The organism is Mesorhizobium sp. CNPSo 4689, from assembly GCF_057784325.1.
Genome location: NZ_JBWLUZ010000003.1, coordinates 413,285 through 438,624, shown reverse-complemented (window position 1 = coordinate 438,624; position 25,340 = coordinate 413,285). Strand labels below are relative to the sequence as shown.

The window sequence follows — 25,340 nt, the reverse complement described above, 5'->3', positions numbered from 1 at the left end:
GGCCGGCGCGCGAATTGCTTCAGGCGATTTCGCGGGCTGGCCCAACCTAATCGATTTAAATCCAGGCCCTGCATGGCTGGATTCTTCGCCCGTCCGCCGCTATGAAGCAGCAGACCCAATTGCCTTCCAGCTCCCAGGGAGAGAAAAATGACCGTCAGAGTTGCCATCAACGGATTTGGCCGCATCGGCCGCAACATCCTGCGCGCCATCCATGAATCCGGCCGCAAGGACATCGACGTCGTCGCCGTCAACGACCTCGGCCCGGTCGAGACCAACGCGCACCTGCTGCGCTACGATAGCGTGCATGGCCGCTTCCCGCACGAGGTGTCGGTGTCCGGCGACCAGATCACCGTCGGCAAGGAGACCTTCAAGGTCACCGCCATCAAGGACCCGACGCAGCTGCCGTGGAAGGAACTCGGCATCGATATCGCGCTCGAATGCACCGGCATCTTCACCGCCCGCGACAAGGCCGCCGCGCACCTGACCGCCGGCGCCAAGCGCGTCCTCGTCTCGGCGCCGGCAGAGGGCGCCGACCTCACGGTCGTCTACGGCATCAACCACGACAAGCTGACCAAGGACCACATCGTCATCTCGAACGCCTCCTGCACCACCAACTGCTTGGCGCCGCTGGCCGCAGTGCTGCACGACGCGGTTGGCATCGAGAAGGGCATGATGACGACGATCCACTCCTACACCGGCGACCAGCCGACGCTGGACACCATGCACAAGGACCTCTACCGCGCCCGCGCCGCGGCCCTCTCGCAGATCCCGACCTCGACCGGTGCCGCCAAGGCGATCGGTCTGGTGCTGCCCGACCTCAAGGGCAAGCTCGACGGCATCTCGATCCGCGTGCCGACCCCGAACGTCTCGGTCGTCGACCTCAAGTTCATCGCCAAGCGCTCGACCACCGTGCAGGAAATCAACGAGGCCGTGATCGCCGCCTCCAACGGCAAGCTGAAGGGCATCCTCGGCGTCACCCATCACCCGAACGTCTCGATCGACTTCAACCACGATCCGCACTCCTCGGTCATGGCGCTCGACCAGACCAAGGTCATGGACGGCAACTTTGTTTCGGTGCTGTCCTGGTACGACAATGAATGGGGCTTCTCCAACCGCATGGGCGACACCGCCGTCGCTTTCGGCAAGACCATCGCCTGATCGCAAGGCTCTCTTTTCGAGACCTGAAACGCCCGGCTTTGCCCGGGCGTTTTTCGTTATGCACGACATGATCGTTGCGGCATTCCGGGCGACAGGGAATATCGGGCAGGGTCTGGCTTCCCTTGGATTGTGGCCGAGGCGCCAAACTATCCGGAAATCAGCGGCATAGGCCAAAAAGCCACCCTCCCGCCTTGCACTGGTCACGTCTTCGCCTCACTCTCCCGTAATTCGATGAGAACGCGAATGTGAGGGGCAAATTCGGATGGAGCATGCGATCTATCTCGTGACGCTGATCGGCACCGCGCTTGTCGTTGCCGCCGCGTTTTCGAGCCTGATCGCATTCCGCTTCGGCGCCCCCCTGCTGCTGCTGTTCCTCTGCATTGGTCTCGCCACCGGAACCGATGGCCTCGGCATCGAATTCGACAATGCGCGGCTGGCTTATTTTGCCGGCTCACTGGCGCTCGCCGTCATCCTGTTCGATTCCGGTTTCGGCACGCCGCTCAACGCCCTGCGCCAGGCGGCCGGGCCGGCGCTGTCGCTGGCGACCGTCGGCGTCATTCTGACCACCGGCCTGTTCGGCGCCGCCGCCTATTACCTGCTCGACCTCACCTGGCTGGAATCCTTCCTGCTCGGCGCCGCCGTCGCCTCGACCGATGCGGCTGCCGTGTTCTTCCTGCTGCGCGCCGGCGAGATCAATCTGCGCGAACGCGTGCGTGCAACGCTCGAAGTCGAATCCGGCACCAACGACCCGATCGCCATCTTCCTGACCATCACCTTGGTCGAGATCATCGCCGCCCACGCCAATCCGGAAACCAATGTCCTGGTCACCAACCTTGTCCTCGGCTTCCTGCTCAATATGGGCCTTGGCGCCGTCGTCGGCGTGCTCGGCGGTCTCGCCATCGTGCGCCTGGTCGACCGGCTCAACCTCGACCATGGCCTGTTGCCGATCTTCGTGCTGACCCTGTCGCTGATGGTGTTCGCCGCCGCCGGCGCCATCGGCGGTTCCGGTTTCCTCGCGGTGTATCTGGCGGGGCTGGTCGCCGGCAATTCCGACATCCGCGCCGTCACCATCCTGAAGCGCTTCCAGGACGGCATGTCGTGGCTGGCGCAGATCATCATGTTCCTGATCCTCGGCCTGTTCGCCACGCCCTCGCAATTTCCGGCGATCCTGGTGCCGGCGGTGCTGCTTGGCCTGTTCCTGATCTTCGTCGCCAGGCCGATCGCCGTCTGGCTCTGCCTGATCCCGTTCCGCCTGCCCCGTCCCGAGATCGCCTTTGTCTCCTGGGTCGGTCTGCGTGGCGCGGTGTCGATCCTTTTGGCCATCACGCCGCTGCTCGGCGGCCTGGAAAACGGCCGCACCATCTTCAACACCGCCTTCATCATCGTGCTGGTGTCGCTTGTCATCCAGGGCTGGACCGTCGGGCCTCTGGCGCGCCGCCTCGGCCTGATCGTGCCGGCCCGGCTCGGGCCGCTGGACAAGGTCGAACTTGAACTGCCGGGCTCGGCCCATCACGAACTGCTCGCCTATCGCGTCGCGCCGGGCAGTCCAGTGGCGCGCGGCGAACGCATCCCACGCTGGGCCAGGCCCTCGCTGGTGCTGCGCGACGGCCGCTCGATGCGCTTCCAGGACATGGGCCGGCTTGCCGCCGGCGACCACGTCTACATCTTCGTGCCGGACCGCTATCCGCGCCTGCTTGACAAGCTGTTTGCCAGCCGCGCCTTGGTCGACCCCGAGGATGCCGACTTCTTCGGCGCCTTCGCCGTCGATCCGACACGCTCGGCCGCGGAACTGGAAGCCGCCTATTCGCCGGGCCTGACCGAGGCCGAGAGCAAGCTGACCATCGGCGCCCTGGTCACAGAGCGCCTTGGCAGCCATGCCGAATATGCTGACCGTGTCCTGCTCGGTCCGATCGAGCTGATCGTGCGCGACGTCGACGACAAGGGCAAAATCACAGGCCTTGGCCTGTCCTTCGAACCGACCGCACCGGTGGCGCGCGTGCCGGTGTTCCTGAGCGCCGGCGAAATCCGCGACCGCCTCGCCGCCTTCGTCCGCAGATGGCGCAAGCCGGCCGAAGTGCCTGCTGCCGAGCTTCATGCGGAGGAAGCACCGGGGCCGGCCAATGAAAAGGCCGCGAGCGAAAGCTGATCTTTCGAGGCGACATCATTTTTGCGCGCGCGCCTTCACGCGGGCCTTGCATCGTCGTCGGTGCGGGGTATGGTCCCGGCGATTTTTCGCGAAAAGGGATCAGCATGGCCGGCTTCAAGACACTGGACGACATCGGCAACATCTCCGGCAAGCGCGTGCTGGTGCGCGTCGACCTCAACGTTCCCGTCACTGAGGGCAAGGTCACCGACGTCACCCGCATCGAGCGCATCGCCCCGACCCTGGCCGAATTGTCCGGCAAGGGCGCCAAGGTCATCCTGCTTGCCCATTTCGGCCGTCCCAAGGACGGCCCGACCCCGGAGTTCTCGCTGGAGCCGATCGCCAACGCGACGGCGGAGGTGCTCGGCCGACCCGTCGGCTTCGCATTGGACTGCATTGGCGACACAGCGGCAAGCGCCGTCGCCGCCATGAACAAGGGCGAAGTGCTGCTGCTCGAAAACACCCGCTTCTACAAGGCCGAGGAAAAGAACGATCCGGCCTTCACCGAAAAGCTCGCCGCCAATGGCGATATCTTCGTCAACGACGCCTTCTCCGCCGCCCACCGCGCCCATTCATCGACCGAAGGGCTGGCGCATCTCTTGCCGGCCTATGCCGGCCGCACCATGCAGGCCGAACTCGACGCGCTGGAAAAGGGCCTCGGCAATCCGGTTCGCCCGGTCGTCGCCATCGTCGGCGGCGCTAAGGTCTCGACCAAGATCGACCTCTTGATGAACCTGGTGAAGAGGGTCGACGCGCTGGTCATCGGCGGCGGCATGGCCAACACCTTCCTCGCCGCGCGCGGCACCGCCGTCGGCAAATCGCTGTGCGAGCACGACCTTGCCACCACCGCCAAGCAGATCATGATCGAAGCGGCCGAAGCCGGCTGCGCCATCATCCTGCCGGTCGACGGCGTCGTGGCGAAAGAGTTCAAGGCGGGTGCGGCCAGCGAAACCGTCGCCATCTCGGAGGTGCCGGCCGACGGCATGATCCTCGATGTCGGCGAGAAAACCGTGAAAGCCGTCGCCGACTGGATCGACCGCGCCGCGACGCTGGTCTGGAACGGTCCGCTCGGCGCCTTCGAGATCGCGCCTTTCGACCATGCGACGGTGGCAGCGGCCAGGCACGCAGCGGCCCGCACCAAGGCCGGCAAGCTGGTCTCGGTGGCCGGCGGCGGCGATACGGTGGCGGCACTCAACCATGCCGGTGTGGCCGACGACTTCACCTATGTCTCGACCGCCGGCGGCGCCTTCCTGGAATGGATGGAGGGCAAGCCATTGCCGGGCGTCGAGGTGCTGAAGCGCTGAGAGCGTCTGGCTTGAGCGATCAATACTAGGAGAGCGCGCCGGGGCGGCCGCAACTTTCAATCGATTCGAGCTTTCCGGCGTCATTTCTTTGGCGGTAATGTTCTGCTAGCGCGGAAACAACACCGTCAAGGAGAAGCAAAATGAGCGAACGTCTCGAAGACATTGCCGCCGCGATCGTCGCCGACGGCAAGGGCCTCTTGGCCGCCGATGAAAGCTCCGGCACCATCAAGAAGCGTTTCGACGTCATCGGCGTCGAATCGACCGCCGACAGCCGCCGCGATTACCGCGAGATGATGTTCCGCGCCAAGGACGCGATGACGAAATACATTTCCGGCGTCATCCTCTATGACGAAACCATCCGCCAGAAGGCCGCCGACGGTACGCCGCTGGTCGACATCATCAAGGCTTCAGGCGCCATCCCCGGCATCAAGGTCGACGCCGGCGCCAAGCCGCTGGCCGGTTTTCCCGGCGACACCATCACCGAAGGCCTCGACGGCCTGCGCGAGCGGCTCGCTGAGTATTACAAGATGGGCGCGCGCTTCGCTAAATGGCGCGCGGTGATCGACATCGACGTCGCCAAAGGCGTGCCGTCGGCCACCTCGATCGGCTCCAACGCCCATGCGCTGGCCCGCTATGCGGCGCTTTGCCAAGAGGCCGGCATCGTGCCGATCGTCGAGCCGGAGGTGCTGATGGACGGCGCCCACGACATCGACACCTGCTACGAGATCAGCAAGGCGACGTTGACGAAGCTCTACACCGAGCTTTATGCGGCCCGCGTTGTCCTCGAAGGCACCATCCTCAAGCCCAACATGGTTTTGGCCGGCAAGAAGTCGGGCAAGGTAAGTAGTCCGGAAGAAGTCGCCGAACGGACCATAAAGCTGTTCCGCGAGATGGTGCCGTCGGCGGTGCCGGGCATCGCCTTCCTCTCCGGCGGGCAATCGGACGAGGAAGCCACCGCCAACCTCAACGCCATCAACGTCATCGGTCCGCATCCGTGGAAACTGAGCTTCTCCTACGGCCGCGCCTTGCAGGCCGCCCCGCAGAAGGCCTGGAGCGGCAAGGCGGAAAATGTTGCCGCCGGCCAGGCCGCCTTTGCCCATCGCGCGCGCATGAACCATCTGGCGGCGCTCGGACAATGGCAGCCGGCGCTGGAAAAGGCCGCCTGACCATACCTCTTCTGTCTTGATCCGGACCCGGGCCGTGTGCCCGGGTTTTGTTTGCCCGGTTGTTGGGCCAGCCCTCCCGCATGACCATGTCCTCCCCGGAAAAACAGGCGGTCATGTCGGTTTGCGCCGACCCCGAACGTCCTTGGGGCGAACGACAGGGAGAAAGTTCATGCCAAACAACAAGATCGTTTCGCGGGAAGACTGGTTCGAAGCACACAAGGCGCATCTGGCGCGCGAAAAGGAACTCACGCGCTTTCGCGACCGCATCGCCGCCGAGCGGCGCGACTTGCCCTGGCTCAAGATCAGAAAGGACTACGTCTTTGAAACCGGGAAGGGCCCGAAGAAACTGGCCGACCTGTTCGCGGGCAAAAGCCAGCTGATCGTCTACCACTTCATGTTCGGCCCAGGCGCCGACTACCGCTGCGAAGGCTGTTCGTTCCTCGCCGACCACATCGACGGCGCCAACCTGCATCTCAAACACCACGACGTGTCACTGGTCGTGGTGTCGCGGGCGCCGCTGGCCGAACTGCTGCCCTACAAGCAGCGCATGGGCTGGAAATTCGACTGGGTGTCGTCCTACGCCTCGGACTTCAATTTCGACATGCAGGTCTCTTTCACCGACAAGCAGATCGCGGCGGGCGACACCACCTACAATTTCGAGACGCGTCCCCGGACATCGAAGGATCTTCCCGGCGCCAGCGTGTTCTACGGCGATGCGGCCGGCGACATCTTCCTGACCTTCATGACACGCGCCCGTGGCGGCGACCCGCTGATCGGCGCCTACCACTATCTCGACATGACGCCCAAGGGACGCAACGAGACCGGTCCCTACAACGGGCTGATGGACTGGGTGCGGCTGCATGACGAATACCAGGAGAGGCGCCAGGCTGAGCACGATTGCTGCCGCTGACGAGAGTGGCAGCCGCGCAAGCCCGTTCATTTGCGGCGCCGCATGCGCTAAAGGGCTGGTTGCAATCCGTTCAATGGTATCGCCATGCGTTTTCCAGCCCTCCTCACCTGGCTCGCCTTCCCGGTCTATATCTGGCAGGGGCTTGGCGTGCGCCGCCGCACCACCCGCATGCTGCCGGCGCAGGGGCCGGTCATGCACGAAATATCAGGCAGGCAGCCGGCGATCTCGCTGCTGGTGCTGGGCGATTCCTCGGCCGCTTCGGTCGGCATCGGCAATTCCGAGGACGGGCTTGCCGCGCAGCTGGCCGCGTTGATCTCGCAAGGCACCGGCCGCGTCGTGCGCTGGCGGGCGGCCGGCTTCAATTCGGCAACGTCGGGCCAAATCCGCGATCATGTCCTGCCCAATCTGTCGGCCGATTCGTGGACGCATATCGTGCTGGCCATCGGCACCAACGACACCAAGAACTTTCATTCGGTGCCGCGCTTCAAGAAGGAGTTCGGCGGCCTGCTCTATGCGCTGCGCGCCAAATGGCCGGAGGCGCGCGTGGTGTGGTCGCCGGTGCTGGAATTCACCCGCGCGCCGGCCATGCCGCCACTGCTCGGCAAGATCCTCGAAATTCGCGCCACCGAGATGAACCGCATGGGCGAGCGCCTCTGTCTCGAGCGCGGTGCAGTGCCGGCGCCGCGGCTGCCGATCACCAACCCGGAGGCCGGCTTTGCCTCCGACGGTTTTCATGCCTCGGAGGCCGGTTACCGGGCCTGGGCCGAGCATCTGGTCGGCCTGGTGTTGGCGGATGGGCAAGGCGAGGCGCTGTAGCGGCTTGCGCCCTTACCCCCAATGGCCGAGCAGCGCCGTTATCGAGATCGCCGCCATGGCCAGCACCGCCAGCTTCCAGAAGTCGCTGCGCCGCTTCAGCCCCGGCCAGCCGAGCGGCTTGATCAGCTGGATTGCCATGATGCCAATGATGACGAGAGCGAGGAGTTTCGACATGCCGCTTTTGACCAGCATCGCGCGCGGCTGTCAAAGCGGTTCTCCCGTCATCTCAGCCGGCTGAGCCGTTCCTGACAAAAGACCCGTTTCTAAGGCACTCGCACGCTAACCCAACGCCTTCTTCGACGGCCTGACATCCTCCTGACAGACTGCTGTCAGGAGGGGTGTGCGATGATGCTCTCATCAAACACAGGAGAGTCGTCATGAACGGTTTTACGATTATGCGCAGCGTCCAGCACTATGTCGGCAAGATCCGCACCATACGCAACGAGATCCGCACCCAGCGTTTTATGAACGATCTGCCGGCGCACATCCGCAAGGACATTGGCTGGCCGGACATGTATGCCAACGGCCGCCACATCGATAGCTGAGATGTTTTTTTACGCGCCGCGCTTGGCTGCGGAGGCAGCGACGCCCAGATGTAACTCGCGGGGCTGCTGAAGGCTCCTGACAGTATGCTGTCAGGAGCGGCGTGCGATAAAGCGGTTAAGTTCAGGAGAAAGACATGGCCTTCATCCCTGCAAAAGCCTCGGCCTGGTTCGAGATTCCCGTCACCGACATGGACCGCGCCCGCGCCTTCTATGCGTCGGTGCTGCAGAACGATCTGGTGCTCGAGGAGAGCGGCCCGAATCCGATCGCCATGTTCAGCGCGCAGGAGCGGATGGCATCTGGCCACGTCTATCCCGGCAAGCCGGCAGCACCGGGAACCGGCCCGACGATCCATTTGTCGGTGGCCGCGCCCATCGAGGATGCGATGGAGCGGGTAACGCAAAATGGCGGCCAGGTCGTCTCGCCGGCGATCTCCATTCCAGCCGGCACATTCGCTTATTGCCTCGACCCTGACGGCAACAGTTTCGGCCTTTTCGTCTAGGTACGCGCATGGTGAAAAGCTGGAACGATAGGCTGAACACAGCGGGGATCAACGGCATCAAACCGTCGCCGCGCACGGTGGCCGACGTCGTCGAAGGCCAGTCGATGCTGGTGCCGACGGCACGCCAGGTCGACGATTTCATCCGCTCCATTCCCAAGGGCGTCGAAATGGATGTCCGCGCCCTGCGCACCGCTTTAGCCATCGAGCACGGTGCCGAAGTGACATGTCCGGTCACCATCGGCTATCATCTGCGCACCGTCGCGGAGGCCGCCAATGAGGATCTGGAGCGCGGCATGTCGCTGAGTGACGTCGCACCCTTCTGGCGGGTGATCGACGCCAAGACGCTGACAACGAGGAAATTGTCCTTCGGCGCGGAGTTCGTCGCCGCGCAGCGCAAGCGCGAAGGGCTAAAACCATAATGCATGTCGCCCGACCACGACATGCATAAAGACAACGCCGAGGGACCATACGATGCGCCGTGCCGACAGGCTCTTCCAGATCGTGCAGCATCTGCGCGGTGGCCGTCTGGTCACTGCCCAGAAGTTGGGCACATGGCTCGAGGTTTCCGAGCGAACCATCTACCGCGACATCGCCGATCTGCAGTCGACCGGGGTGCCGATCGACGGCGAGGCGGGCGTTGGCTACATGATGAGGGAGGGTTTCGACCTTCCGCCGCTGATGTTCACGCGTGACGAGATCGTGGCGCTGGTCGCGGGCGCCCGCATGGTGCGGGCCTTTGGCGGCGCCGCCATGGCCAGGGCCGCCGACGAGGCGCTTGTCAAGATCGGCGCCGTGCTGCCCGACGCCGAGAAAGACCGCATCGCCCGTACCGAGATCCATACGCCGATGTGGGTGGTGAGCGATGCCGCGCGCGAGGCGATCGACCTGATCGAGCGCGCCGTCGAGAAACGCCAGGTGCTGACCATCGACTACTCGGACGAGGCCGGCCGCGGCACCGCGCGCGACATACGGCCGCTCGGCCTGTGGTTCTGGGGCAAGGTGTGGACGCTGGTCGCCTGGTGCGAGATGCGCGACGATTTTCGCGCCTTCCGCATCGACCGCATCGCTTCGGTCGTGATCGCCGGCCGCATCTTCAAGCCGGAACGCGGTAAGCAGCTGGCTGATTTCTACCGGGCGGTGGAGCGCAGCGAAGACTACGGCATGACGCCGGATCGGGCGGCGCGTAGCTGAGGCAGCGCGAGACAACCGATGAAAAAGCCCGCTCGAAGCGGGCTTTTTTGTTGGTTGCCGAGAAGCTTACTCCTCGTCCGCTTCCTCATCCTTGTCTTTCGACTTCAAGGCCGAAAGCTTGGCGAAGACGGCGTTGGCATCGAGCTCGGCATCCTCGTCCTTGGGCTTTTCCGGCGCCGGCACCAACCGTTCGGTCAGCGCCGCCGGTAGCAGCGTATCGCCGACAGGCTGCGCCTGCTCGCGGCCGCGCGAGGCGCGATTGACTTCCATGTCGAGGTCGATCTGCGAGGCCAGACCCAGCGTCACCGGGTCCATCGGCTGCAGATTGGCCGAATTCCAGTGCTTGCGCTCGCGGATCTGGTCGATCGTCGACTTGGTGGTGCCGACGAGGCGCGAGATCTGCGCGTCCTTCAGCTCCGGATGGTTGCGCACCAGCCACAGGATGGCGTTCGGCCGGTCCTGGCGCTTCGACAGCGGCGTGTAGCGCGGACCCTTGCGCTTGGATTCCGGCACCCGCACCTTGGGGTCAGAGAGCTTCAGACGATGGTTTGGATCCTTCTCGGCGCGCGCGATCTCGTCGCGGGTCAGCTGACCGGTCATAATCGGGTCCATGCCCTTGATGCCTTGCGCCGATTCGCCGTCGGCGATCGCCTTGACCTCGAGCGGATGCAGCCCGCAGAACTGCGCGATCTGCTCGAAGGAGAGCGCAGTGTTGTCGACCAGCCAGACGGCGGTCGCCTTGGGCATCAGCAGCGTATTGGCCATTTTAAAAATCCTTCTCGTTCGCCCGCGTTCCCGCGCGGGCGGTGGTTTTAGAGCCACCAAAATGGGAAATTCGCGGCCTGTATAACTGCTCCGCTGTCATTTCGCAATGTTTTTGGGAAAGTCGCGGCAAGAGCGGCGACAGAGCATGGCAACGGCCGATCAGCGATCGGCGGTCGGTACCGCCGCAAGGGGCGGGCCACAAAGACAAAACCCGCCGGACAGGGTCCAGCGGGCTCGGAGCCGGCGACGCAAAACTGTCAGCGGCGGCTCTGGCTTCTTTCGGCAGGTCCGGCCTTTCGGGCCGGACCTGCCGGAAAATCAAATCGCCTGGCGGGCGATTCTCTCGATGTCGCCACGGTTGATGCCGAGGTCGTGCAGCTGACGGGCGTTGAGCTTGTTCAGCTCGCGCACGGTTTCGTTGTACATGCGCCAGTTACGGTAAGCGCGGATCGGGTTCATGGTAGTCCTCCATTTGTTGGATCAAATCGTTTCGATGCCGCTTAGATAGGCATCGTTGCCCAAGAAATGAACGGACGCTTTTGCATGGCCGCAATGCAATTGTGCATTGCAGCATTAAGCCTTTGTTCAGGATGCAGCAGGCGACGCGCGCACCCAGGATCCTAGCCGACGTCGAGCACGATCTTGCCGATATGCTCGCCCTCCTCCATCCGCTCATGCGCCCGCCAGGCATCCGTGAGCGGGTAGATCATGTCCATGACCGGCGCTATCCTGCGGGTGCCGAGCAGCGGCCACACCTGCGCCTCGAGCGCGGCGGCGATTGCCGCCTTGAATTCGACGGTGCGTGGCCTGAGCGTCGAGCCGGTATGGGTGAGCCGCTTGACCATGATCTTGGAGAAATCGGCGCTCGCCACGGCGCCGCCCTGCAAGGCGATCTGCACGATGCGGCCTTCTATCGCCGCCGCCTCGTAATTGCGCACGATGTAGTCGCCGCCGACCATGTCGAGGATGACATTGGCGCCCTTGCCGGCGGTCGCGTCCTTGACCGCGGCGACAAAATCCTCTTCGCGGTAGTTGATCGCCCGGTCGGCGCCGAGCTTGAGGCAGGCGTCACATTTCTCCTTGCTGCCGGCGGTGGTGATGACGTAGGCGCCGAAGGCGGATGCCAGCTGGATCGCCGTGGTGCCGATGCCTGACGAGCCGCCATGGACGAGCAGCGTCTCGCCGCTTTTCAGGCCGCCGCGCTCGAAGACATTGTGCCAGACGGTGAAATAGTTCTCCGGCACCGCCGCCGCCTCGGTGTGGGTGAAGCCGGCCGGCAGCGGCAGCACGCTGCCGGCATGCACCTTGACATATTCGGCATAGCCGCCGCCTGGCGTCAGCGCGCAGACCCGGTCGCCGATGCGCCAGCGCGATATCTCGTCGCCCAGGGCCGCCACTTCGCCCGACGCTTCGAGGCCCGGCAGGTCGGACGCGCCGGGTGGCGGCGGATAGGCGCCCTTGCGCTGCTGCACATCGGGCCGGTTGACGCCGGCAGCGCGAACCCGGATCAGGATCTCGCCCGGACCGGGCATGGGTACGTCGCGCGTTTCCGGCTTCAGCACCCGTGGGCCGCCGGGTTCGGAAATCGCAATGGCCGTCATCTTCGCCGGAATTTTCTGTGCGCTCGCCATGAACTGTCCCGTCTCGAATATGCCGCTCTGTCGCCGGCTGTTTGCATCAGCACCCCTGCCCTATGTATGCTGATTGCCAAATCAGGCAAATGCTGAATCAGGGAGGAGCGACGATGGCGATCTTCGACGACGAACCCAAAAAGAAAGCCCGTCCGCACGAGATCGGACAGGATCTGGCGCTGCTTTCGGTCGGCGAGCTCACCGAGCGGATCGGCATCCTGCGCGACGAGATCGCCCGGCTGGAAGGCGAGCTCAAGAGCAAAAGCACGACCAAATCCGCTGCCGAGGCGCTGTTTCGCCGTGGATGATTTCCACCGATAGGCCTTCGGAGCTGCGACGCGCGCCGCTGAAAAGCCCGAATGCCACTGTCTTCAGACCTGCGCCCCGAAATTCCAGCCGGATCAAAACATGTTCGCAACCTACAGGCCGATCCTTTCGCTGCTTCGCGGCACCGCCTTCCTGCTCGCAGCCTCCGGTCTGCACGGGCTGCTTCTGCCGCTGCGCGGCCAGGTGGAAGGGTTTTCAACGGCATCGCTCGGCCTGATGGGCACGGCCTGGGCCGGCGGCTTCGTCACCGGCTGTTTCTTTGCGCCTCGCATCGTGCGGCGCGCCGGCCATGTCAGGGCCTTCGGCGCCTTTGCCGCGTCGGGCGCCATCGTCGCCCTGCTCACCGGCCTCGTCATCGACGAATATATCTGGATCCTGCTGCGCGCCTTCACCGGCTTCACCATGGCCGGCGCCTTCATGGTCATCGAAAGCTGGCTGAACGAGAAGGCCACCAACGAGAACCGCGGCACCGTCTTCGGCCTTTACATGATGGTCACCTACGCCTCGATCATGGGCGGCCAGATGATCGTTGCAGGCGGCGACGTGAAATCGGCCTCGCTGTTCATGATCACCGGCATATTGTTCTGCCTGTCGCTAATCCCGACCGCCGTCTCGTCGGCTTCGCACCCCAAGCCGCTGCAGGACGTCAAGCTCGACGTCAAAGGGCTCTATGCCAATTCGCCGGTTTCGGCGATCGCCTGCCTGCTGATCGGCATCGCCAATGGCGCCTGGGGCACGCTGGGCGCAGTCTATGGCGCCCGCATCGGCATTTCCACGGCCGAGATCGCGCTGATGATGAGCCTCGTGGTCGTTGCCGGCGCCGCCATGCAGCTTCCGGCCGGGCGTCTGTCCGACAAGACCGATCGCCGTTTCGTGCTGGCCGGCGCTGCCTTCGGCGCGGCATTGTTCGCCATCCTGATGTTCCTGTTCGAACCGCGCTCCAGCCTGTTCGTCATCGTCTTCACCGCCGCCTATGGCGCCTTCGCCTACACGCTCTATTCGATCGCCGTGGCGCATGCCAACGACCACGCCCGCGCCGAGGACTTCGTCAAGGTCTCCGGCGGCCTGCTGCTGCTTTATGGCTTCGGCACCATGATCGGCCCGTTGCTGGCAGCCGGCCTGATGGGCTGGTTTCGTCCCGAGGGACTGTTTCTTGCAACCGCGCTCGCGCATCTTTGCCTGGCCGCCTACACGCTGCTGCGCATCAGCCGCCGCGCTCCGGTGCCGATCGAAGATCGCGACGCGTTCACGACGCAGCCGGCCGACCGCTCGGTCACACCGGAAGCCTTGCGGCTTGATCCGCGCAGAAAGAATGAAACCAATGGTTGAGATTTCGGGAGCTTTGCCCCACAAATAAGGCATGATCTTTTCCGACGCCTTCATGGCGATCGCCGATCCGAACCGGCGCTACCTTCTCGAAGAGCTCCGGCGCGGCCCGAAGACCGTCAACGAACTCGCTGCCGGGCTGCCAGTGTCGCGCCCGGCCGTTTCCCAGCATTTGAAAGTGCTGCTCGACGCGGGCCTGGTCAACGCCAAGGCCGAAGGCACCAGGCGCGTCTATGCGGTGAGCAGCGCCGGCTTCCTCGGATTGAACGTCTGGCTCGACCAGTTCTGGGAAGCCGGGGAGCTTGGGTCGCCCGGAAGCTGAGACATCGTCGGCCAGATTTCGGCGATCGGCGCTAACCGTTGTTGTAGGGAAACAGCTTGAAATAGGGCTGCGCTTCCTCGATCACGCGGGCCACCGACGGCCGCGCGAGCAGGCGGTCGTGGTAGCGCTTTACTGCCGGGTAGTTGTCGCCGAACGGCTCGACCTTGTTGGCATAGAACAAGGCCGGCGCCGCGGCGCAGTCGGCCATGGTGAAGGCATCGCCCACCGCCCATGTCCGCGACTGCATCTCCCTTTCGATGATGGCGTAGGAGCCACGCAGCTGGGCGCGGGCCTGCTCGACGCCGAACGGATCGGTGTTGCCTTCCGGCCGCAGGCGGTCGCCGACGACCTTCTGCATCGGCTCCTGGACATAGAAATCGTAGAAGCGATCGGCCAGGCGAACCTGACGGGCAAGATCGATATCGGCCGGGATCAGGTCGACCGGTCCGGGGTAATGCGCGTTGAGGTATTCGATGACGATGGTCGATTCCGGCACCGTATGGCCAAGCGCCTCGTCCTGCAGCACCGGCATCTTGCCGGCGGGCGACAGCTTCAGGAAGGCGGCACGCGACTGCTCGTTGCCGAGATCGACGATGACGGAGTTGAACGGCGTGCCGTTCTCGTAGAGCGCGATGAGCGGCTTCCAGCAGAAGGACGCCAGCGGGTGGAGATGCATGGTCAGAGACATTGTCTGCTCGCTTCTTTCTTAGGCAATTCCAGGAAAAGTGTGTAGCGGTTTTCCGTCCGGAATTGCGTCAAAACAAAAAGGATAGAGCGGTTCTGCGTTTCCGTGAAACGGTGAACCGCTCTGGTCATCGATTTCAATAGTGAGGCACGTGCTTACCTATCGCCGCAAGTCCGACCTGACAGTGACCGCGCTCAGCCTGCCTGGCTATGCGTCGCGATGGCGGCGACGATTTCCGGCCAGTCATCGGGATGCAGTTCGTGGCCGCCGCCTTCGATCCGCACCAGCCTTGCACCAGCGACCGCCTCGGAAAGAGCGGCGCCATGCTCGACCGGGAAGATCGGGTCCGCCGTGCCGTGGATGACGAGGAGCGGAGCCTTCATGTTATGCAAGCGGCCCTTCCAGTCCTCACCACCTTGAAGCATGAAGTGGTTGGTCGCGCTCAAAAGGCCACCGGAGCGGTCGTAGTCTTGCTCGACGAACGCTCTCGTCCGTTTCTCGTCGAACGGATGCGCAATGCCGGCGATGGCGCGCGCGTCACTGACCACGAAGCCTATCACCTGGTCACGATCCGCCCAATCGACCTTCGCGCCTTCGGCCGAATGCTCCCGATAGGCATCGGTCGTTCCGGGCAGACGGGACGTGTCCACGCCCATCGGCGAACTGCTGACGACCGTGAGCGTCGTGACGCGCCATGGGTGTTTCAGCGCCACAAGCTGCGCGATCATGCCGCCCATCGACATGCCGACGACATGCGCGCTCTCAACACCATGATCGTCGAGCACGCGGATGGCATCATCGGCCATGTCGTCGAACGTGTAGGGCGGCTCGCCCGGCGTATATTTGGTCGACAGCCCGGTATCGCGATTGTCGTAGCGGATCACGAAGCGGCCCGCATCGGCGAGCTTCCGGCAGAACGCCTCCGGCCACCAGAGCATGGAAGCCATGGCGCCCATGATCAGCAGCACCGCCGGATGCGCCGGATCGCCAAACGTCTGCGATACGATTTCGGGTTGCTCGTTCCTGCTCATGCTTCTCCTCCATCGCATTCAAATCCGATTGCATTTTGCAATCAGTTGCACGATAATAAGACCGATAAGATAATGCAACCAGTTTTTGCTGGAGACTCGCATGAGCACCGACCACCGGTCCGGATGTCCGATCAACCTGTCGCTCGAAGTGTTTGGCGACCGCTGGAGCCTGATCATCCTGCGCGACATGATCTTCGGCGGCAGGCGCCATTTCCGCGAACTGCTCAACGGGTCGATCGAGGGCATCGCTTCCAACATCCTTGCCGACCGGCTGAAGCGGCTGATGGAGTTGGGCATGCTGACCAAGGCCGACGATCCCTCCCACAAGCAGAAGGCAATCTATAGCCTGACCGAGATGGCGATCTCGCTGGTGCCTATCCTGGCGCATCTCGGCGCCTGGGGCCGTGTCTGGCTGCCGGTCACTGAGGAACTCTCGATCCGCGCCGAGCTTCTGGAGAAAGGCGGCCCACCGATGTGGGAGCACTTCATGGACGATTTGCGCCACGAGCATCTCGGCGCCCCCGCCCGCGCAGCGGGCCCCACCGTGCGCGCAATCTTGCAGGCCGGGTATGAGGCCGTGGTCGCGCGCAAGGCGCTCGGTGCCGTGCGCAACCCGGCCTGACCAACTTATTTTCGCAATTGCGGGCCGGCTCTGCTATCAAGGACCTGAAAGCAATAATTTATGGGATTGGACAACGCTCTTGGTCGAGAACTCTAAGGATACCGCCCGCGCACGGGCTGATTTGCGTTTCAAGAAGCAGGAAGAAGCGGCCACGGTCCGCCAGAAGGCGATGGCTGAGTATGTCGCTGAGAGCGACGCCCGCCAGGCCAAGACCAACAAGCTGAGGGCGCTGCGCCTGGCCAAGGAAGCCGAAGACCTCGCCAATGCGGCAGCTGCTCCGGCCAAAAAACCGGCGCGGGCCAAGAAAAAATAGCCTTCTTCACCAGCAGTCTGTAAGTAGCCGCACGGCGATGCCATATCGGGCGCGTGCCGGTCGCCGGCTCGTTCCATGGTGGCCTCGCCTTCCGTTTCGCCTTTTCACGCGAAGCAATTTCAACCGCAATCGGGATTTCGCATCTCCTGCGGCCGGTCGATGATTGACGCGTTTCAACAGGAGATTGCCATGACCGCACTGACGCTCGCCAAAGCCATCGAGATCATCGGCGCCGCCTTCGCCAAAGGTGCGGAGCTCAAGCTCAAGCCGCTGGGCGTATCGGTCCTCGATGCCGGCGCCCATCTTGTCGCCTTCCAGCGCCAGGACGGCGCCTCGTTCCTGCGTCCGCAAATGTCGGCTGGCAAGGCCTATGGAGCACTGGCGATCGGCATGGGCTCGCGCCGCGTCGAGGCCTTCGCCAAGGAGCGGCCGCATCTCGTCGCCGGCATCTCGGACGTATCGGGCGGCCGCGTGCTGCCCGTTGTCGGCGGCGTGCTGATCCGCGACAAGTCAGGCACCGTCATCGGCGCGGTCGGCATTTCCGGCGACACGTCGGACAATGATGAGGCAGCCGCAATCGCCGGCATCGAAGCAGCCGGCTTCACCGCCGACCCGGGCTGAGGCGCACCGAGCCCTTAATTCAAGTTGATATCCCGGCTTGCCGAGCGCATCGACACCGAGAAGCCGGCCAGTACATCGAACAGCGCAATCACCATCAGCGTGAAGAAGACGGAATGCGCCGCGCCCTTCACCAGCAGGAACTCGACCAGGAACGCCACGAAGACCAGCGTCGACAAGAGATGATCCAGGATCGAGGCATTCGTCGTGCGCACCGACTTCACCATTTCGGCGAACAGGAAGACCAGCGCGATCAGCACCATCAGGTCGCCAAGCGTCATCGAGAACACCCCGCCCGACATCATGCCGATCGAGAACATCTCGGTTGCCCACGGGTCGTCGCCGCTGCCGAAGATTCCGAGAAGTCCGAGATTGTAGAGCACGAAGGGCACGATCAGCAGCGGAATGGCACCGAACATTGCGGGTCTCCGGTTGGGTGCGTGTCGCCCAAAGGCGGGCTTCAGACAGCGATACGCACGGAAACAACAACTCGAGGTGCGCCGCACAGTGCCGCTCAGATACGGCGCGCTCTGATCTCTCACTAGCAGCGCCCGGGCCATTGTCGTCAAGATTTTTCGCGCGCGTAGCGAACACGGACAAAGACCGTCCGAAACAACGGCGTCAGCAGCAACCGGGCTACCACGTTGCGGTACCCGAAGGGGGCTCACCTGGTCGTCAAAAATAACGCTCAAGGTTCGAGCGGATGCGATCCAACACGGTGTGGCCGGAGGTGTCGGGAAGGAATTTCTTGCCGGTGATTGCCTCATAGGCCTGCGCGTAGACGCGCGAAGCCTGGCTTACGACCTCGTCCGGTATCTTCGGTATCGAATCCCTATAAGGATCGCACCGCGCCGAGACCCACGACCTGATGAAGTCCTTGTCGAAACTCTCCGGACGATTGCCGCTTTCGAAGGCCCCTTCGTAGCTCGCCGCGATCCAGTACCGGCTGCTGTCCGGCGTATGGATTTCGTCGGCAAGAATTATGGTGCCGTTCTTGTCGGTGCCGAATTCGTATTTCGTATCGGCGAGGATCAGGCCGCGTTCGGCGGCGCGCGCCTGGCCCCTGGCGAACAACTGCAAGGCGTAGTTCGATACGGTATCCCACTGCGCCTGCGTGAGAAGGCCCTGTTCGATGATTTCGGCCTTGGACAGAGGCTCATCATGAGCACCGTCCAAGGCCTTGCTCGTCGGCGTGATGATCGCCTCAGCCAGTTTTTCGTTGTCACGCAAGCCATCAGGCCGGCTGATGCCATACAGGTCCCGCTCACCCTTCCGGTACTTGGTCAATATCGAGGTGCTGGTGGTTCCCGCCAGATAACCGCGCACGACGATCTCGACCGGCAGAATATCGAGCCGGGTGCCAATGACGACGTTTGGGTCGGGGTATTCCAGAACATGGTTCGGACAGATATCGGCGGTTTCCTCGAACCAGTACCGTGCAATCTGGGTCAGGATCTCTCCCTTGAGCGGGATCGAGGTCAGGATGATGTCGAAGGCGCTGACCCGGTCGGTGGCGATGATGATGCGCCTGCCGTCCGGCAGGTCGTAGTTCTCGCGGACCTTGCCCCTGTAGTGGCCCGGCAATTCGGGAATGAAGGCATCGGACAGAGTGCGCATCGGATCTCCTGCCTTCCGAAGATTGGTGGATTCCATCATCGCATAAGCCCTCGACCCTCAGCATATCAAGCGCGAAGGGTTAGGCTTGCCCGACAATGCAAAAAGACCGGCCATTGGCCGGTCTTTTGATAGGCGCAAAACCGTGAAAAAGCTTCTCAGCTTTCCTTCGGCTCCAGAACCTGGCGGCCGCGATACATGCCGGTCTTCAGGTCGATATGGTGCGGACGGCGCATTTCGCCGGAATTCTTGTCCTCGACATAGGTCGGGGCCTTGAGGGCGTCGGCCGAGCGGCGCATGCCGCGCTTGGACGGAGAGGTTTTTCGTTTCGGAACGGCCATGGATATGCTCCACTAGATGGTCAAAATGCCCCGGCTGCCCTCGTGAAAGGGCCGCGTCAGGGGCCGGAATCTGAGAAAGTCGGGTGCCTATACACGCCCTGCGCCGTTTTGGCCAGCACTACCGAGAATTTTTTTAGGCCGAAACAAAGCCTCTAATCTAGGCAGCCGACATAAGCACCCGACCTGCCCGCGCGCCGCTCGATTAAAGCCGCCAGCCGCCTCAGCCCCGGCCCGGGCTTGGCCGGGTTGCGGGCGATCGGGTTGGGCAAGGTGACGGCAAGCAATGCCGCCTGCCGGCGCGACAGCCGTTTTGCCGAAACGCCGAAATGGTGCTGGGCGGCGGCCTCGATGCCATAGATGCCCGGCCCCCACTCGGCGATGTTGAGATAGATCTCCATGATGCGCCGCTTCGACATCACCGCGTCGAAATAGACGGCCAAGGGCAGCTCCACCACCTTGCGCACAGTGCCCAGCGGCTTCGACCACAGATAGAGGTTCTTCACCGTCTGCATGGTGATGGTCGAGGCGCCGCGCGTCGCTTCGCCGGCCAGCGCATCGTCGACGACGCCGCGCAATTCACCGAGATCGACGCCGCGATGGAAGCAGAACTGCCCGTCCTCCGACATGATCACCGAATTGGCCAGCACCGGCGACACGTCGTCGATCGAGACCCAGCGCCGGTCATAACCGGAGAACGTCGCCAGATCCTTCAGCATCAGCGTCGACACCGGATGCACGAAGGACGGCAGATAGAGGAAGGTCAGCACCACGGGTATCAGGGCCAGCACGGCAGCCACGACGATGCCACGCCGGCCCAGGCGCTCGAGACCGGCGCGGTTCAAGCGCCTCGGTCGCGCCATGTCCAGCCCTTCGGTTTCATGATCGACGATCGGTTCCGTCAAGCCGCCCCACCTGCGCTATCAGCTGCTCCGGCATAATGGCGAGAGGCTTCTTGCGCAATGTCTGAGTGTCGGCTACCGCTCCCGGCCATGACGAAAGACGACCAAATGGGCTTCGAAATCGTGCTTTCCGCGCGGGTGGCCCCGCTTGAGGCTATGTTGAGGCAGCTCCTCGACGCCCGCACGCTTTCGGGCGAGATCGCCCGGCCGGAGCGGCTGATGGCGGCCATGCGTCACGGCGTGCTGAATGGCGGCAAGCGGCTCCGTCCTTTCCTGGTCATGGAAAGCGCAGCACTTTTCTCCGCCGACGGCGAGGCAGCATTGCGCGTCGCAGCCGCGCTCGAATGCGTGCATTGCTATTCGCTGATCCATGACGATTTGCCGGCCATGGACGATGACGATCTGCGCCGTGGCCAGCCGACCGTGCACAAGGCCTTCGACGACGCCACCGCGATCCTTGCGGGCGACGCGCTTCTGACGCTCGCCTTCGACATCCTGGCCGATGAGGCAACGATGCTGCCGGCGGAGCGCAGGGCAGCCCTGGTGCTGGCGCTTGCCCGCGCCGCCGGCGCCGGCGGCATGGTCGGCGGCCAGACGCTCGACCTCGAGGCCGAGCGCAGCAGGCCGGACGAGGCCGGCATTATCCGGCTGCAGGCAATGAAGACCGGCGCGCTGATCCGCTTCGCCTGCGAGGCAGGCGCCATCATCGGCGGTGCGGCACAAGAGGACCGCGAAAGACTGGCCGAATTCGGCTCGGCGATCGGGCTTGCCTTCCAGCTTGCCGACGACCTGCTCGACCTGACGGCGGACGCGCACCAGATGGGCAAGGCGACCGGCAAGGACGCTGCCGCCGGCAAGGCGACGCTGGTGGCGCTGCACGGCGCCGGCTGGGCGCGCAGCCAGCTCAACGGCCTCGTCGGCCAAGCACATGCGCTGCTGGAGCCTTACGGCGAACAGGCAGTGCTGCTGAAGGAAGCGGCAAAATTCGTGGCGACGCGCAACAACTGAAGTTGCGACCAACTGGATGCGCTTAGTCCGGGTTCTCCAAGGTGAGATTCACCTTCTTGGCTGTTTTTGGCTCGTCGTTTCCAATGAGTGTCACGAAGTGGTTTAATACGTCCTGCGCAGTTTGCTCCGCGGTATGCCCGGCCACTGCCCATTGCGCAAAGTGCCCGTCAATGCACATGCGTGCGAGCCCGTAGACAAGCGCCCTCGCGGCTATCTGGGTCTCTGCTATGTCGTTTGACCGGAGCATGTTTCGTCGCTGCGCCTCTACCATCGACCGTTCTACCAACGCACGCACCGCTTCGTTATCGTGACGCAGCGACTCCGAACTATCCCAATCGATAAGACTCCGCGTCGAGATGACCTGGAAATGGGTGGGATTTCGAATTGCCCAGCGCAGATAGGCGATCCCAACTGCGGCAAAGCGCTCAATGGGGTCGTCCGTCGCTACGCTCTCGACTGCAATGGTAATCTCCGAGCGGAACCGGCTCATTGCCTGCTCTGCGACAGCCGTCATCAATGCGGTCTTGTTGGCGAAATGACGGAAGGGCGCGCCGGGAGAAACACCCGCCCGCTTTGCGGCTTCGCGCACGCTCACATTGTCAGGGCCGCCCTCCTCGACAAGTTGAACCGCGGCATCGATCAGCACCTCCCGCAGATTGCCATGGTGGTAACCAGTACGGCGAGGCGTCTCGGCTTTTGGCATCTCGTTCCCTTCGTTCAGTAGAGCTGCATCTCGCCTCTATATCATGCTGCCGCAAATCATGTAATCACTGTTTACAATCTCGGCATGAGGATGTAAGCAGTGATTACAGATGGGACGGAACAGGCCAGCGGTCTTCGCGGCTGCCAAATGCCCAGATGGAGGAACGAACATGCTCGCCAGAAACGCCGAACCTCGCCGTCCGCATTCGTTCACATCGCCCCGGGGTGCGGCCGAAGAACCCCAGCACAAGGAGAATTTCCGAACCGTTCTGTCGAACGCCGCTGTGCCCGGCGTCACGCTCTATCGGCTTGCCGCCGTCGCCGGGGTGGGAAGCGCGCTTATTCTTTTGGTCAACGCGGCTAAACGGAGTTCGCTCATCCCAACCACCGATCTAACGCAACTTCTCGCGCCACTCGCCGAGATATTGGCGCTTGGCCTCGTCATAGGCTTGTTTCTTGCGTTTGGCCGGCGCGCGGGCCTATTCGGCACTATCGCGTTTGTCATCAACTTCGTTGCACTGGCAAGTTTGGAAGGTGTGGAGGTGGTGATCAATCTCGTATTTTCGAAGCTTCCGCTGACGACCATCATCGACCTTCGAGCCGGACCGCTCGGCCTGGTCTTGGTCATCAGTTCGTTGCTTTTTCTAATTGGGACGCTCGCGTTCGTAATCTCTCTTGCCGTTGGAAGAGGCGTGTCGCGCATTCCGCTCGCTCTCTATTTCATTGGCGCAGTGCCTATCGCGCTTCGTGCGTTCGTGCCGGAGTGGGCTCTTGATCTAGGCTTGGTGGTTCTTGCGATAGCGATCGCCTGGCTTGCCGGATGGCTGTGGGTACGCGCGAGCGCTATCGACGAGTTCTGGCGTGAAAGGGTAACGACCCAACTGCTCAGAATTGATGCACCTATCGCCCGGTAGATTACTGTCGCGGCGGCATAGGATCAAAAGCCGTCATTCATTGACGTGCAGCCGCGACATCGACGGCCCCGCACGAACGAAATTTTAATGTAAATCAAGCGTAATCCCGACCATAATAATGATGCGTATGTGTTGGGGTTGCGCATGCCGGAATACTCTTCCTTCATCCGGTCGATCCGGGTCCGTTATCTGTCGGGATTGCTGATCTTCGCGCTGGCCTCCGCCGCGGTCATGTTCGCGCTCAACCGCGTCAATTCCTTCCGTCACGACGTCGATGCCCTCAGCAGCAATTTCGTCATCTTCGGCCGCGACCTGCGCAACGCCACCAATTTCGCCGAGACCACCGGCACCGCCTGGCGGGCCGAAACCCGCGACGGGCTGGTGGCGTCGGCCCGAGGCCACTCCGAGCGACTGGCCGGCGAGATCGCGACCCTGACGGCCCAGCTGGCCGCTATAAAATCACGGCTTTCGAAAGACACCCTCAACGAGCTCGATTCCGCGTCCGTGAACGGGGACCTGTTCTGGTCGGCGCGCGACATGGTGCGCAACTTCAACCTGATGTCGGTGGCGCAGAAGGTCGATGAATGGAGCTATCGCGAAATCCGCAATCAGAACGACCTGTTTGCCCAGCCGATGCTGGTCCGCGTCCGCACCGCCATGGATGCCGAACGCCATCTGGCGGACGCTTCGAGCGACAGGCTGCTGTTGTGGGCGAGCGGCCTGTTGTTCGCCGTCCTTGCCATTGTCGCCATGTGGGTCTTTCGACCGATGGAAAAGGCGATCCGCCGTGCCTTCGCCGAATCCGCAGAGTCGCTGTTCAAGGCCGAGGCCGCAGATCGCGCCAAATCCGAATTCCTGGCCAATATGAGCCATGAGATCCGCACGCCGATGAATGGCGTGCTGGGCATGGCCGAGCTGCTGGCCAAGACCGACCTGACCTCGCGCCAGAAGACGTTTACTGACGTCATCGTCAAATCCGGCAATGCGCTGCTCACCATCATCAACGACATCCTCGATTTCTCCAAGATCAACGCCGGCCAGCTGACGCTCGACCCCGCGCCCTTCCGCCTGTCCGAGGCGGTCGAGGACGTGGCGACGCTGGTGTCGGCGCGCGTCGCCGAAAAGAACCTCGAGTTGATCGTGCGCGTCGATCCGCGCCTGCCCTCCTTCGTCGTCGGCGACGCCGGCCGCTTCCGGCAGATCATCACCAATCTGCTCGGCAATGCGGTCAAGTTCACCGAAAAGGGCCATGTGCTGGTCGATGTCGGCGGCGACGTGGTCGACGGCGTCATCCAGCTCAAGGTCCGCGTCGAGGACACCGGCATCGGCATCCCGGCCGAGAAGCTGCAGAACGTGTTCGAGAAATTCGCGCAGGTCGACGGTTCCTCGACGCGCCGCCATGAAGGCACCGGGCTCGGCCTGGCGATTGCCGCCCGCCTTGTCGATCTGATGGGCGGCAAGATCGGCGTCGAAAGCGAGATCGGCCGCGGCTCCGTCTTCTGGTTTGCCGTGCCGCTGCCGGCGCACCAGCAGGCCGCGCGCGATGAGATCGTGCCGGTCGATGTTACCGGTGCCCGCGTGCTGGTCATCGACGACAATCCTGTCAACCGCGAGATCCTGCTCGAGCAGCTGAAAAGCTGGAGCTTCGATTGCGCCGCCGCCGAAAGCGGTGCCGTCGGCCTGGCCTTCCTCGACCGCGCCACTCAACTCGGCGCGTCGGTGGATTGCATCATCCTCGACTACCAGATGCCCGGCATGAACGGCGCCGACGTCGCCAGGGCGATTGCCGCCGACAGCCGCCTTGCCGCCATTCCAGTCGTGCTCTTGACCTCGGTCGACCAGGTCGATTTCGGCAAGATGGTCATCGATTTCGGCATCGCCGCGTATCTGACCAAGCCGGCGCGCTCGGCCATCCTGCTCGGCACCGTCATCTCGGTCATCCAGAAGGCCCGCGCCCAGGTCGGCAAGGCGCGCTTCGTTCGCGAGCCGGCCGCGCCGCAGGCGACACCAGCGGCCGCACCCGCCTTCACCATCATCCGCGGCCCGGCAATCCCGGCGCCAGCCGCGCCGGAGTCGGCCACGGCAGCCAATGGTCCAATCGACATCCTCATCGCCGAGGACAATGACGTGAACCAGCTGGTGTTCGGCCAGATCCTCAGCGGGTTGGGACTGAGCTATCGTATCGCCGGCAACGGCCGCACCGCGGTCGAGATGTACCGGGCGTTGCGACCGAAGCTGATCCTGATGGACGTCTCGATGCCGGAGATGAACGGCTACGAGGCAACCGGCGCCATCCGCGCGATCGAGCAGCAGAGCGGCGGCCATACGCCGATCATCGGCGTCACCGCGCACGCACTGAAGGGCGATCGCGAAAAATGCATCGAAGCCGGCATGGACGACTATCTGCCGAAGCCGGTCTCCCCCGACCGCCTCGGCACCAAGATCGGCACTTGGCTCAGCGAGACAGTGGTGGCGAAGACGGCTTAGCC

At 63.4% G+C, this 25,340-nt stretch carries 30 protein-coding genes; 19 read left to right on the top strand and 11 right to left on the bottom strand.

Annotation, left to right across the window (positions count from 1 at the left end):
* Positions 1–147: 147 nt before the first annotated feature.
* The 6 genes from gap (at position 148) to AC04SI_RS07205 (ending at position 7,497) form a co-directional block, all read left to right on the top strand.
* On the top strand, positions 148–1,158 hold the full coding sequence (gene gap / locus AC04SI_RS07230) for a type I glyceraldehyde-3-phosphate dehydrogenase (protein ID WP_404283091.1): 1,011 nt from the start codon (positions 148–150) through the stop codon (positions 1,156–1,158).
* Between the two features lie 262 nt (positions 1,159–1,420).
* Positions 1,421–3,304, top strand: coding sequence for a potassium/proton antiporter (locus tag AC04SI_RS07225; protein WP_404283090.1), 1,884 nt, complete (start codon positions 1,421–1,423; stop codon positions 3,302–3,304).
* Positions 3,305–3,408: 104 nt separating this feature from the next.
* Positions 3,409–4,605: a phosphoglycerate kinase gene (locus tag AC04SI_RS07220; RefSeq protein WP_404283088.1), complete on the top strand. Its 1,197-nt coding sequence runs from the start codon at positions 3,409–3,411 to the stop codon at positions 4,603–4,605.
* 140 nt (positions 4,606–4,745) lie between these two features.
* Positions 4,746–5,771 (top strand): class I fructose-bisphosphate aldolase, encoded by a 1,026-nt coding sequence (locus AC04SI_RS07215; protein WP_404283087.1) that lies wholly within the window; start codon positions 4,746–4,748, stop codon positions 5,769–5,771.
* A 169-nt stretch (positions 5,772–5,940) separates the two neighbouring features.
* Positions 5,941–6,681, top strand: a complete 741-nt coding sequence (locus tag AC04SI_RS07210; protein ID WP_404283085.1) for a DUF899 domain-containing protein — start codon at positions 5,941–5,943, stop codon at positions 6,679–6,681.
* Positions 6,682–6,765: 84 nt separating this feature from the next.
* Positions 6,766–7,497 carry an SGNH/GDSL hydrolase family protein gene (locus AC04SI_RS07205; protein WP_404283084.1) on the top strand — a complete coding sequence of 244 codons (732 nt, stop codon included), beginning with the start codon at positions 6,766–6,768 and terminating at the stop codon, positions 7,495–7,497.
* Between the two features lie 12 nt (positions 7,498–7,509).
* On the opposite strand, the gene AC04SI_RS07200 is transcribed toward AC04SI_RS07205, so the two are convergent.
* Complete coding sequence (locus AC04SI_RS07200) at positions 7,510–7,671, bottom strand: hypothetical protein (RefSeq protein WP_120013607.1); 162 nt, start codon at positions 7,669–7,671, stop codon at positions 7,510–7,512.
* A gap of 203 nt (positions 7,672–7,874) precedes the next feature.
* Between AC04SI_RS07200 and AC04SI_RS07195 the strand changes: the two genes are divergently transcribed.
* The 4 genes from AC04SI_RS07195 to AC04SI_RS07180 all read left to right on the top strand — a co-directional run bounded on the left by AC04SI_RS07195 (position 7,875) and on the right by AC04SI_RS07180 (position 9,733).
* The gene (locus tag AC04SI_RS07195) at positions 7,875–8,042 is read left to right on the top strand and encodes a hypothetical protein (RefSeq protein ID WP_404283082.1); all 168 of its coding nucleotides are present in this window, start codon (positions 7,875–7,877) and stop codon (positions 8,040–8,042) included.
* Positions 8,043–8,176: 134 nt separating this feature from the next.
* Entirely contained in the window at positions 8,177–8,542 is a 366-nt protein-coding gene (locus tag AC04SI_RS07190) for a VOC family protein (protein WP_404283080.1), read from the top strand.
* Between the two features lie 8 nt (positions 8,543–8,550).
* The gene (locus tag AC04SI_RS07185) at positions 8,551–8,961 is read left to right on the top strand and encodes a hypothetical protein (protein ID WP_404283078.1); all 411 of its coding nucleotides are present in this window, start codon (positions 8,551–8,553) and stop codon (positions 8,959–8,961) included.
* A 52-nt stretch (positions 8,962–9,013) separates the two neighbouring features.
* Positions 9,014–9,733: a helix-turn-helix transcriptional regulator gene (locus tag AC04SI_RS07180; RefSeq protein WP_065518138.1), complete on the top strand. Its 720-nt coding sequence runs from the start codon at positions 9,014–9,016 to the stop codon at positions 9,731–9,733.
* A 66-nt stretch (positions 9,734–9,799) separates the two neighbouring features.
* On the opposite strand, the gene AC04SI_RS07175 is transcribed toward AC04SI_RS07180, so the two are convergent.
* The 3 genes from AC04SI_RS07175 to AC04SI_RS07165 all read right to left on the bottom strand — a co-directional run bounded on the left by AC04SI_RS07175 (position 9,800) and on the right by AC04SI_RS07165 (position 12,129).
* The gene (locus AC04SI_RS07175) at positions 9,800–10,498 is read right to left on the bottom strand and encodes a DUF1013 domain-containing protein (protein ID WP_006203788.1); all 699 of its coding nucleotides are present in this window, start codon (positions 10,496–10,498) and stop codon (positions 9,800–9,802) included.
* Between the two features lie 318 nt (positions 10,499–10,816).
* On the bottom strand, positions 10,817–10,957 hold the full coding sequence (locus AC04SI_RS07170; RefSeq protein ID WP_404283076.1) for a DUF1127 domain-containing protein: 141 nt from the start codon (positions 10,955–10,957) through the stop codon (positions 10,817–10,819).
* 161 nt (positions 10,958–11,118) lie between these two features.
* Positions 11,119–12,129 carry an NAD(P)H-quinone oxidoreductase gene (locus tag AC04SI_RS07165; RefSeq protein WP_404283074.1) on the bottom strand — a complete coding sequence of 337 codons (1,011 nt, stop codon included), beginning with the start codon at positions 12,127–12,129 and terminating at the stop codon, positions 11,119–11,121.
* A gap of 113 nt (positions 12,130–12,242) precedes the next feature.
* Here AC04SI_RS07165 and AC04SI_RS07160 point away from each other — a divergent pair, with 113 nt between their 5' ends.
* From AC04SI_RS07160 to AC04SI_RS07150, 3 genes are all read left to right on the top strand, one after another.
* Positions 12,243–12,437, top strand: coding sequence for a DUF1192 domain-containing protein (locus AC04SI_RS07160; protein WP_404283073.1), 195 nt, complete (start codon positions 12,243–12,245; stop codon positions 12,435–12,437).
* A gap of 100 nt (positions 12,438–12,537) precedes the next feature.
* Positions 12,538–13,785 carry an MFS transporter gene (locus AC04SI_RS07155; protein WP_404283071.1) on the top strand — a complete coding sequence of 416 codons (1,248 nt, stop codon included), beginning with the start codon at positions 12,538–12,540 and terminating at the stop codon, positions 13,783–13,785.
* A 31-nt stretch (positions 13,786–13,816) separates the two neighbouring features.
* A complete protein-coding gene (locus AC04SI_RS07150; protein WP_192182141.1) occupies positions 13,817–14,104 on the top strand; it encodes an ArsR/SmtB family transcription factor in 288 nt (95 codons plus the stop codon).
* A 31-nt stretch (positions 14,105–14,135) separates the two neighbouring features.
* Here the strand turns inward: AC04SI_RS07150 and AC04SI_RS07145 are convergent, their stop codons facing one another.
* Both AC04SI_RS07145 and AC04SI_RS07140 read right to left on the bottom strand, forming a co-directional pair.
* On the bottom strand, positions 14,136–14,792 hold the full coding sequence (locus AC04SI_RS07145) for a glutathione S-transferase family protein (RefSeq protein ID WP_404283069.1): 657 nt from the start codon (positions 14,790–14,792) through the stop codon (positions 14,136–14,138).
* Positions 14,793–14,983: 191 nt separating this feature from the next.
* Positions 14,984–15,820 carry an alpha/beta fold hydrolase gene (locus AC04SI_RS07140; RefSeq protein WP_404283068.1) on the bottom strand — a complete coding sequence of 279 codons (837 nt, stop codon included), beginning with the start codon at positions 15,818–15,820 and terminating at the stop codon, positions 14,984–14,986.
* Positions 15,821–15,920: 100 nt separating this feature from the next.
* Between AC04SI_RS07140 and AC04SI_RS07135 the strand changes: the two genes are divergently transcribed.
* The 3 genes from AC04SI_RS07135 (at position 15,921) to AC04SI_RS07125 (ending at position 17,376) form a co-directional block, all read left to right on the top strand.
* The gene (locus AC04SI_RS07135) at positions 15,921–16,442 is read left to right on the top strand and encodes a winged helix-turn-helix transcriptional regulator (RefSeq protein ID WP_404283066.1); all 522 of its coding nucleotides are present in this window, start codon (positions 15,921–15,923) and stop codon (positions 16,440–16,442) included.
* Positions 16,443–16,521: 79 nt separating this feature from the next.
* Positions 16,522–16,755, top strand: a complete 234-nt coding sequence (locus tag AC04SI_RS07130) for a hypothetical protein (RefSeq protein ID WP_192182137.1) — start codon at positions 16,522–16,524, stop codon at positions 16,753–16,755.
* Between the two features lie 189 nt (positions 16,756–16,944).
* Complete coding sequence (locus AC04SI_RS07125) at positions 16,945–17,376, top strand: GlcG/HbpS family heme-binding protein (RefSeq protein ID WP_192182136.1); 432 nt, start codon at positions 16,945–16,947, stop codon at positions 17,374–17,376.
* A 14-nt stretch (positions 17,377–17,390) separates the two neighbouring features.
* Here AC04SI_RS07125 and AC04SI_RS07120 read toward each other — a convergent pair whose 3' ends face one another.
* From AC04SI_RS07120 to AC04SI_RS07105, 4 genes are all read right to left on the bottom strand, one after another.
* Positions 17,391–17,792: a hypothetical protein gene (locus AC04SI_RS07120; RefSeq protein WP_120013490.1), complete on the bottom strand. Its 402-nt coding sequence runs from the start codon at positions 17,790–17,792 to the stop codon at positions 17,391–17,393.
* Positions 17,793–18,048: 256 nt separating this feature from the next.
* Positions 18,049–18,990 carry a phosphoribosylaminoimidazolesuccinocarboxamide synthase gene (locus AC04SI_RS07115; RefSeq protein ID WP_488474040.1) on the bottom strand — a complete coding sequence of 314 codons (942 nt, stop codon included), beginning with the start codon at positions 18,988–18,990 and terminating at the stop codon, positions 18,049–18,051.
* 155 nt (positions 18,991–19,145) lie between these two features.
* Positions 19,146–19,328 carry a 50S ribosomal protein L32 gene (gene rpmF / locus AC04SI_RS07110; RefSeq protein ID WP_006203806.1) on the bottom strand — a complete coding sequence of 61 codons (183 nt, stop codon included), beginning with the start codon at positions 19,326–19,328 and terminating at the stop codon, positions 19,146–19,148.
* A 152-nt stretch (positions 19,329–19,480) separates the two neighbouring features.
* Positions 19,481–20,188: a transglycosylase domain-containing protein gene (locus AC04SI_RS07105; protein WP_404283121.1), complete on the bottom strand. Its 708-nt coding sequence runs from the start codon at positions 20,186–20,188 to the stop codon at positions 19,481–19,483.
* Between the two features lie 129 nt (positions 20,189–20,317).
* Between AC04SI_RS07105 and AC04SI_RS07100 the strand changes: the two genes are divergently transcribed.
* Positions 20,318–21,235: a polyprenyl synthetase family protein gene (locus tag AC04SI_RS07100; protein ID WP_404283062.1), complete on the top strand. Its 918-nt coding sequence runs from the start codon at positions 20,318–20,320 to the stop codon at positions 21,233–21,235.
* A 22-nt stretch (positions 21,236–21,257) separates the two neighbouring features.
* On the opposite strand, the gene AC04SI_RS07095 is transcribed toward AC04SI_RS07100, so the two are convergent.
* The gene (locus AC04SI_RS07095; RefSeq protein WP_404283061.1) at positions 21,258–21,938 is read right to left on the bottom strand and encodes a TetR/AcrR family transcriptional regulator; all 681 of its coding nucleotides are present in this window, start codon (positions 21,936–21,938) and stop codon (positions 21,258–21,260) included.
* 169 nt (positions 21,939–22,107) lie between these two features.
* Here AC04SI_RS07095 and AC04SI_RS07090 point away from each other — a divergent pair, with 169 nt between their 5' ends.
* Both AC04SI_RS07090 and AC04SI_RS07085 read left to right on the top strand, forming a co-directional pair.
* Complete coding sequence (locus tag AC04SI_RS07090) at positions 22,108–22,851, top strand: hypothetical protein (protein ID WP_488474039.1); 744 nt, start codon at positions 22,108–22,110, stop codon at positions 22,849–22,851.
* A 144-nt stretch (positions 22,852–22,995) separates the two neighbouring features.
* Positions 22,996–25,338: a response regulator gene (locus AC04SI_RS07085; RefSeq protein ID WP_488474038.1), complete on the top strand. Its 2,343-nt coding sequence runs from the start codon at positions 22,996–22,998 to the stop codon at positions 25,336–25,338.
* The last annotated feature ends 2 nt before the right edge of the window (positions 25,339–25,340 follow it).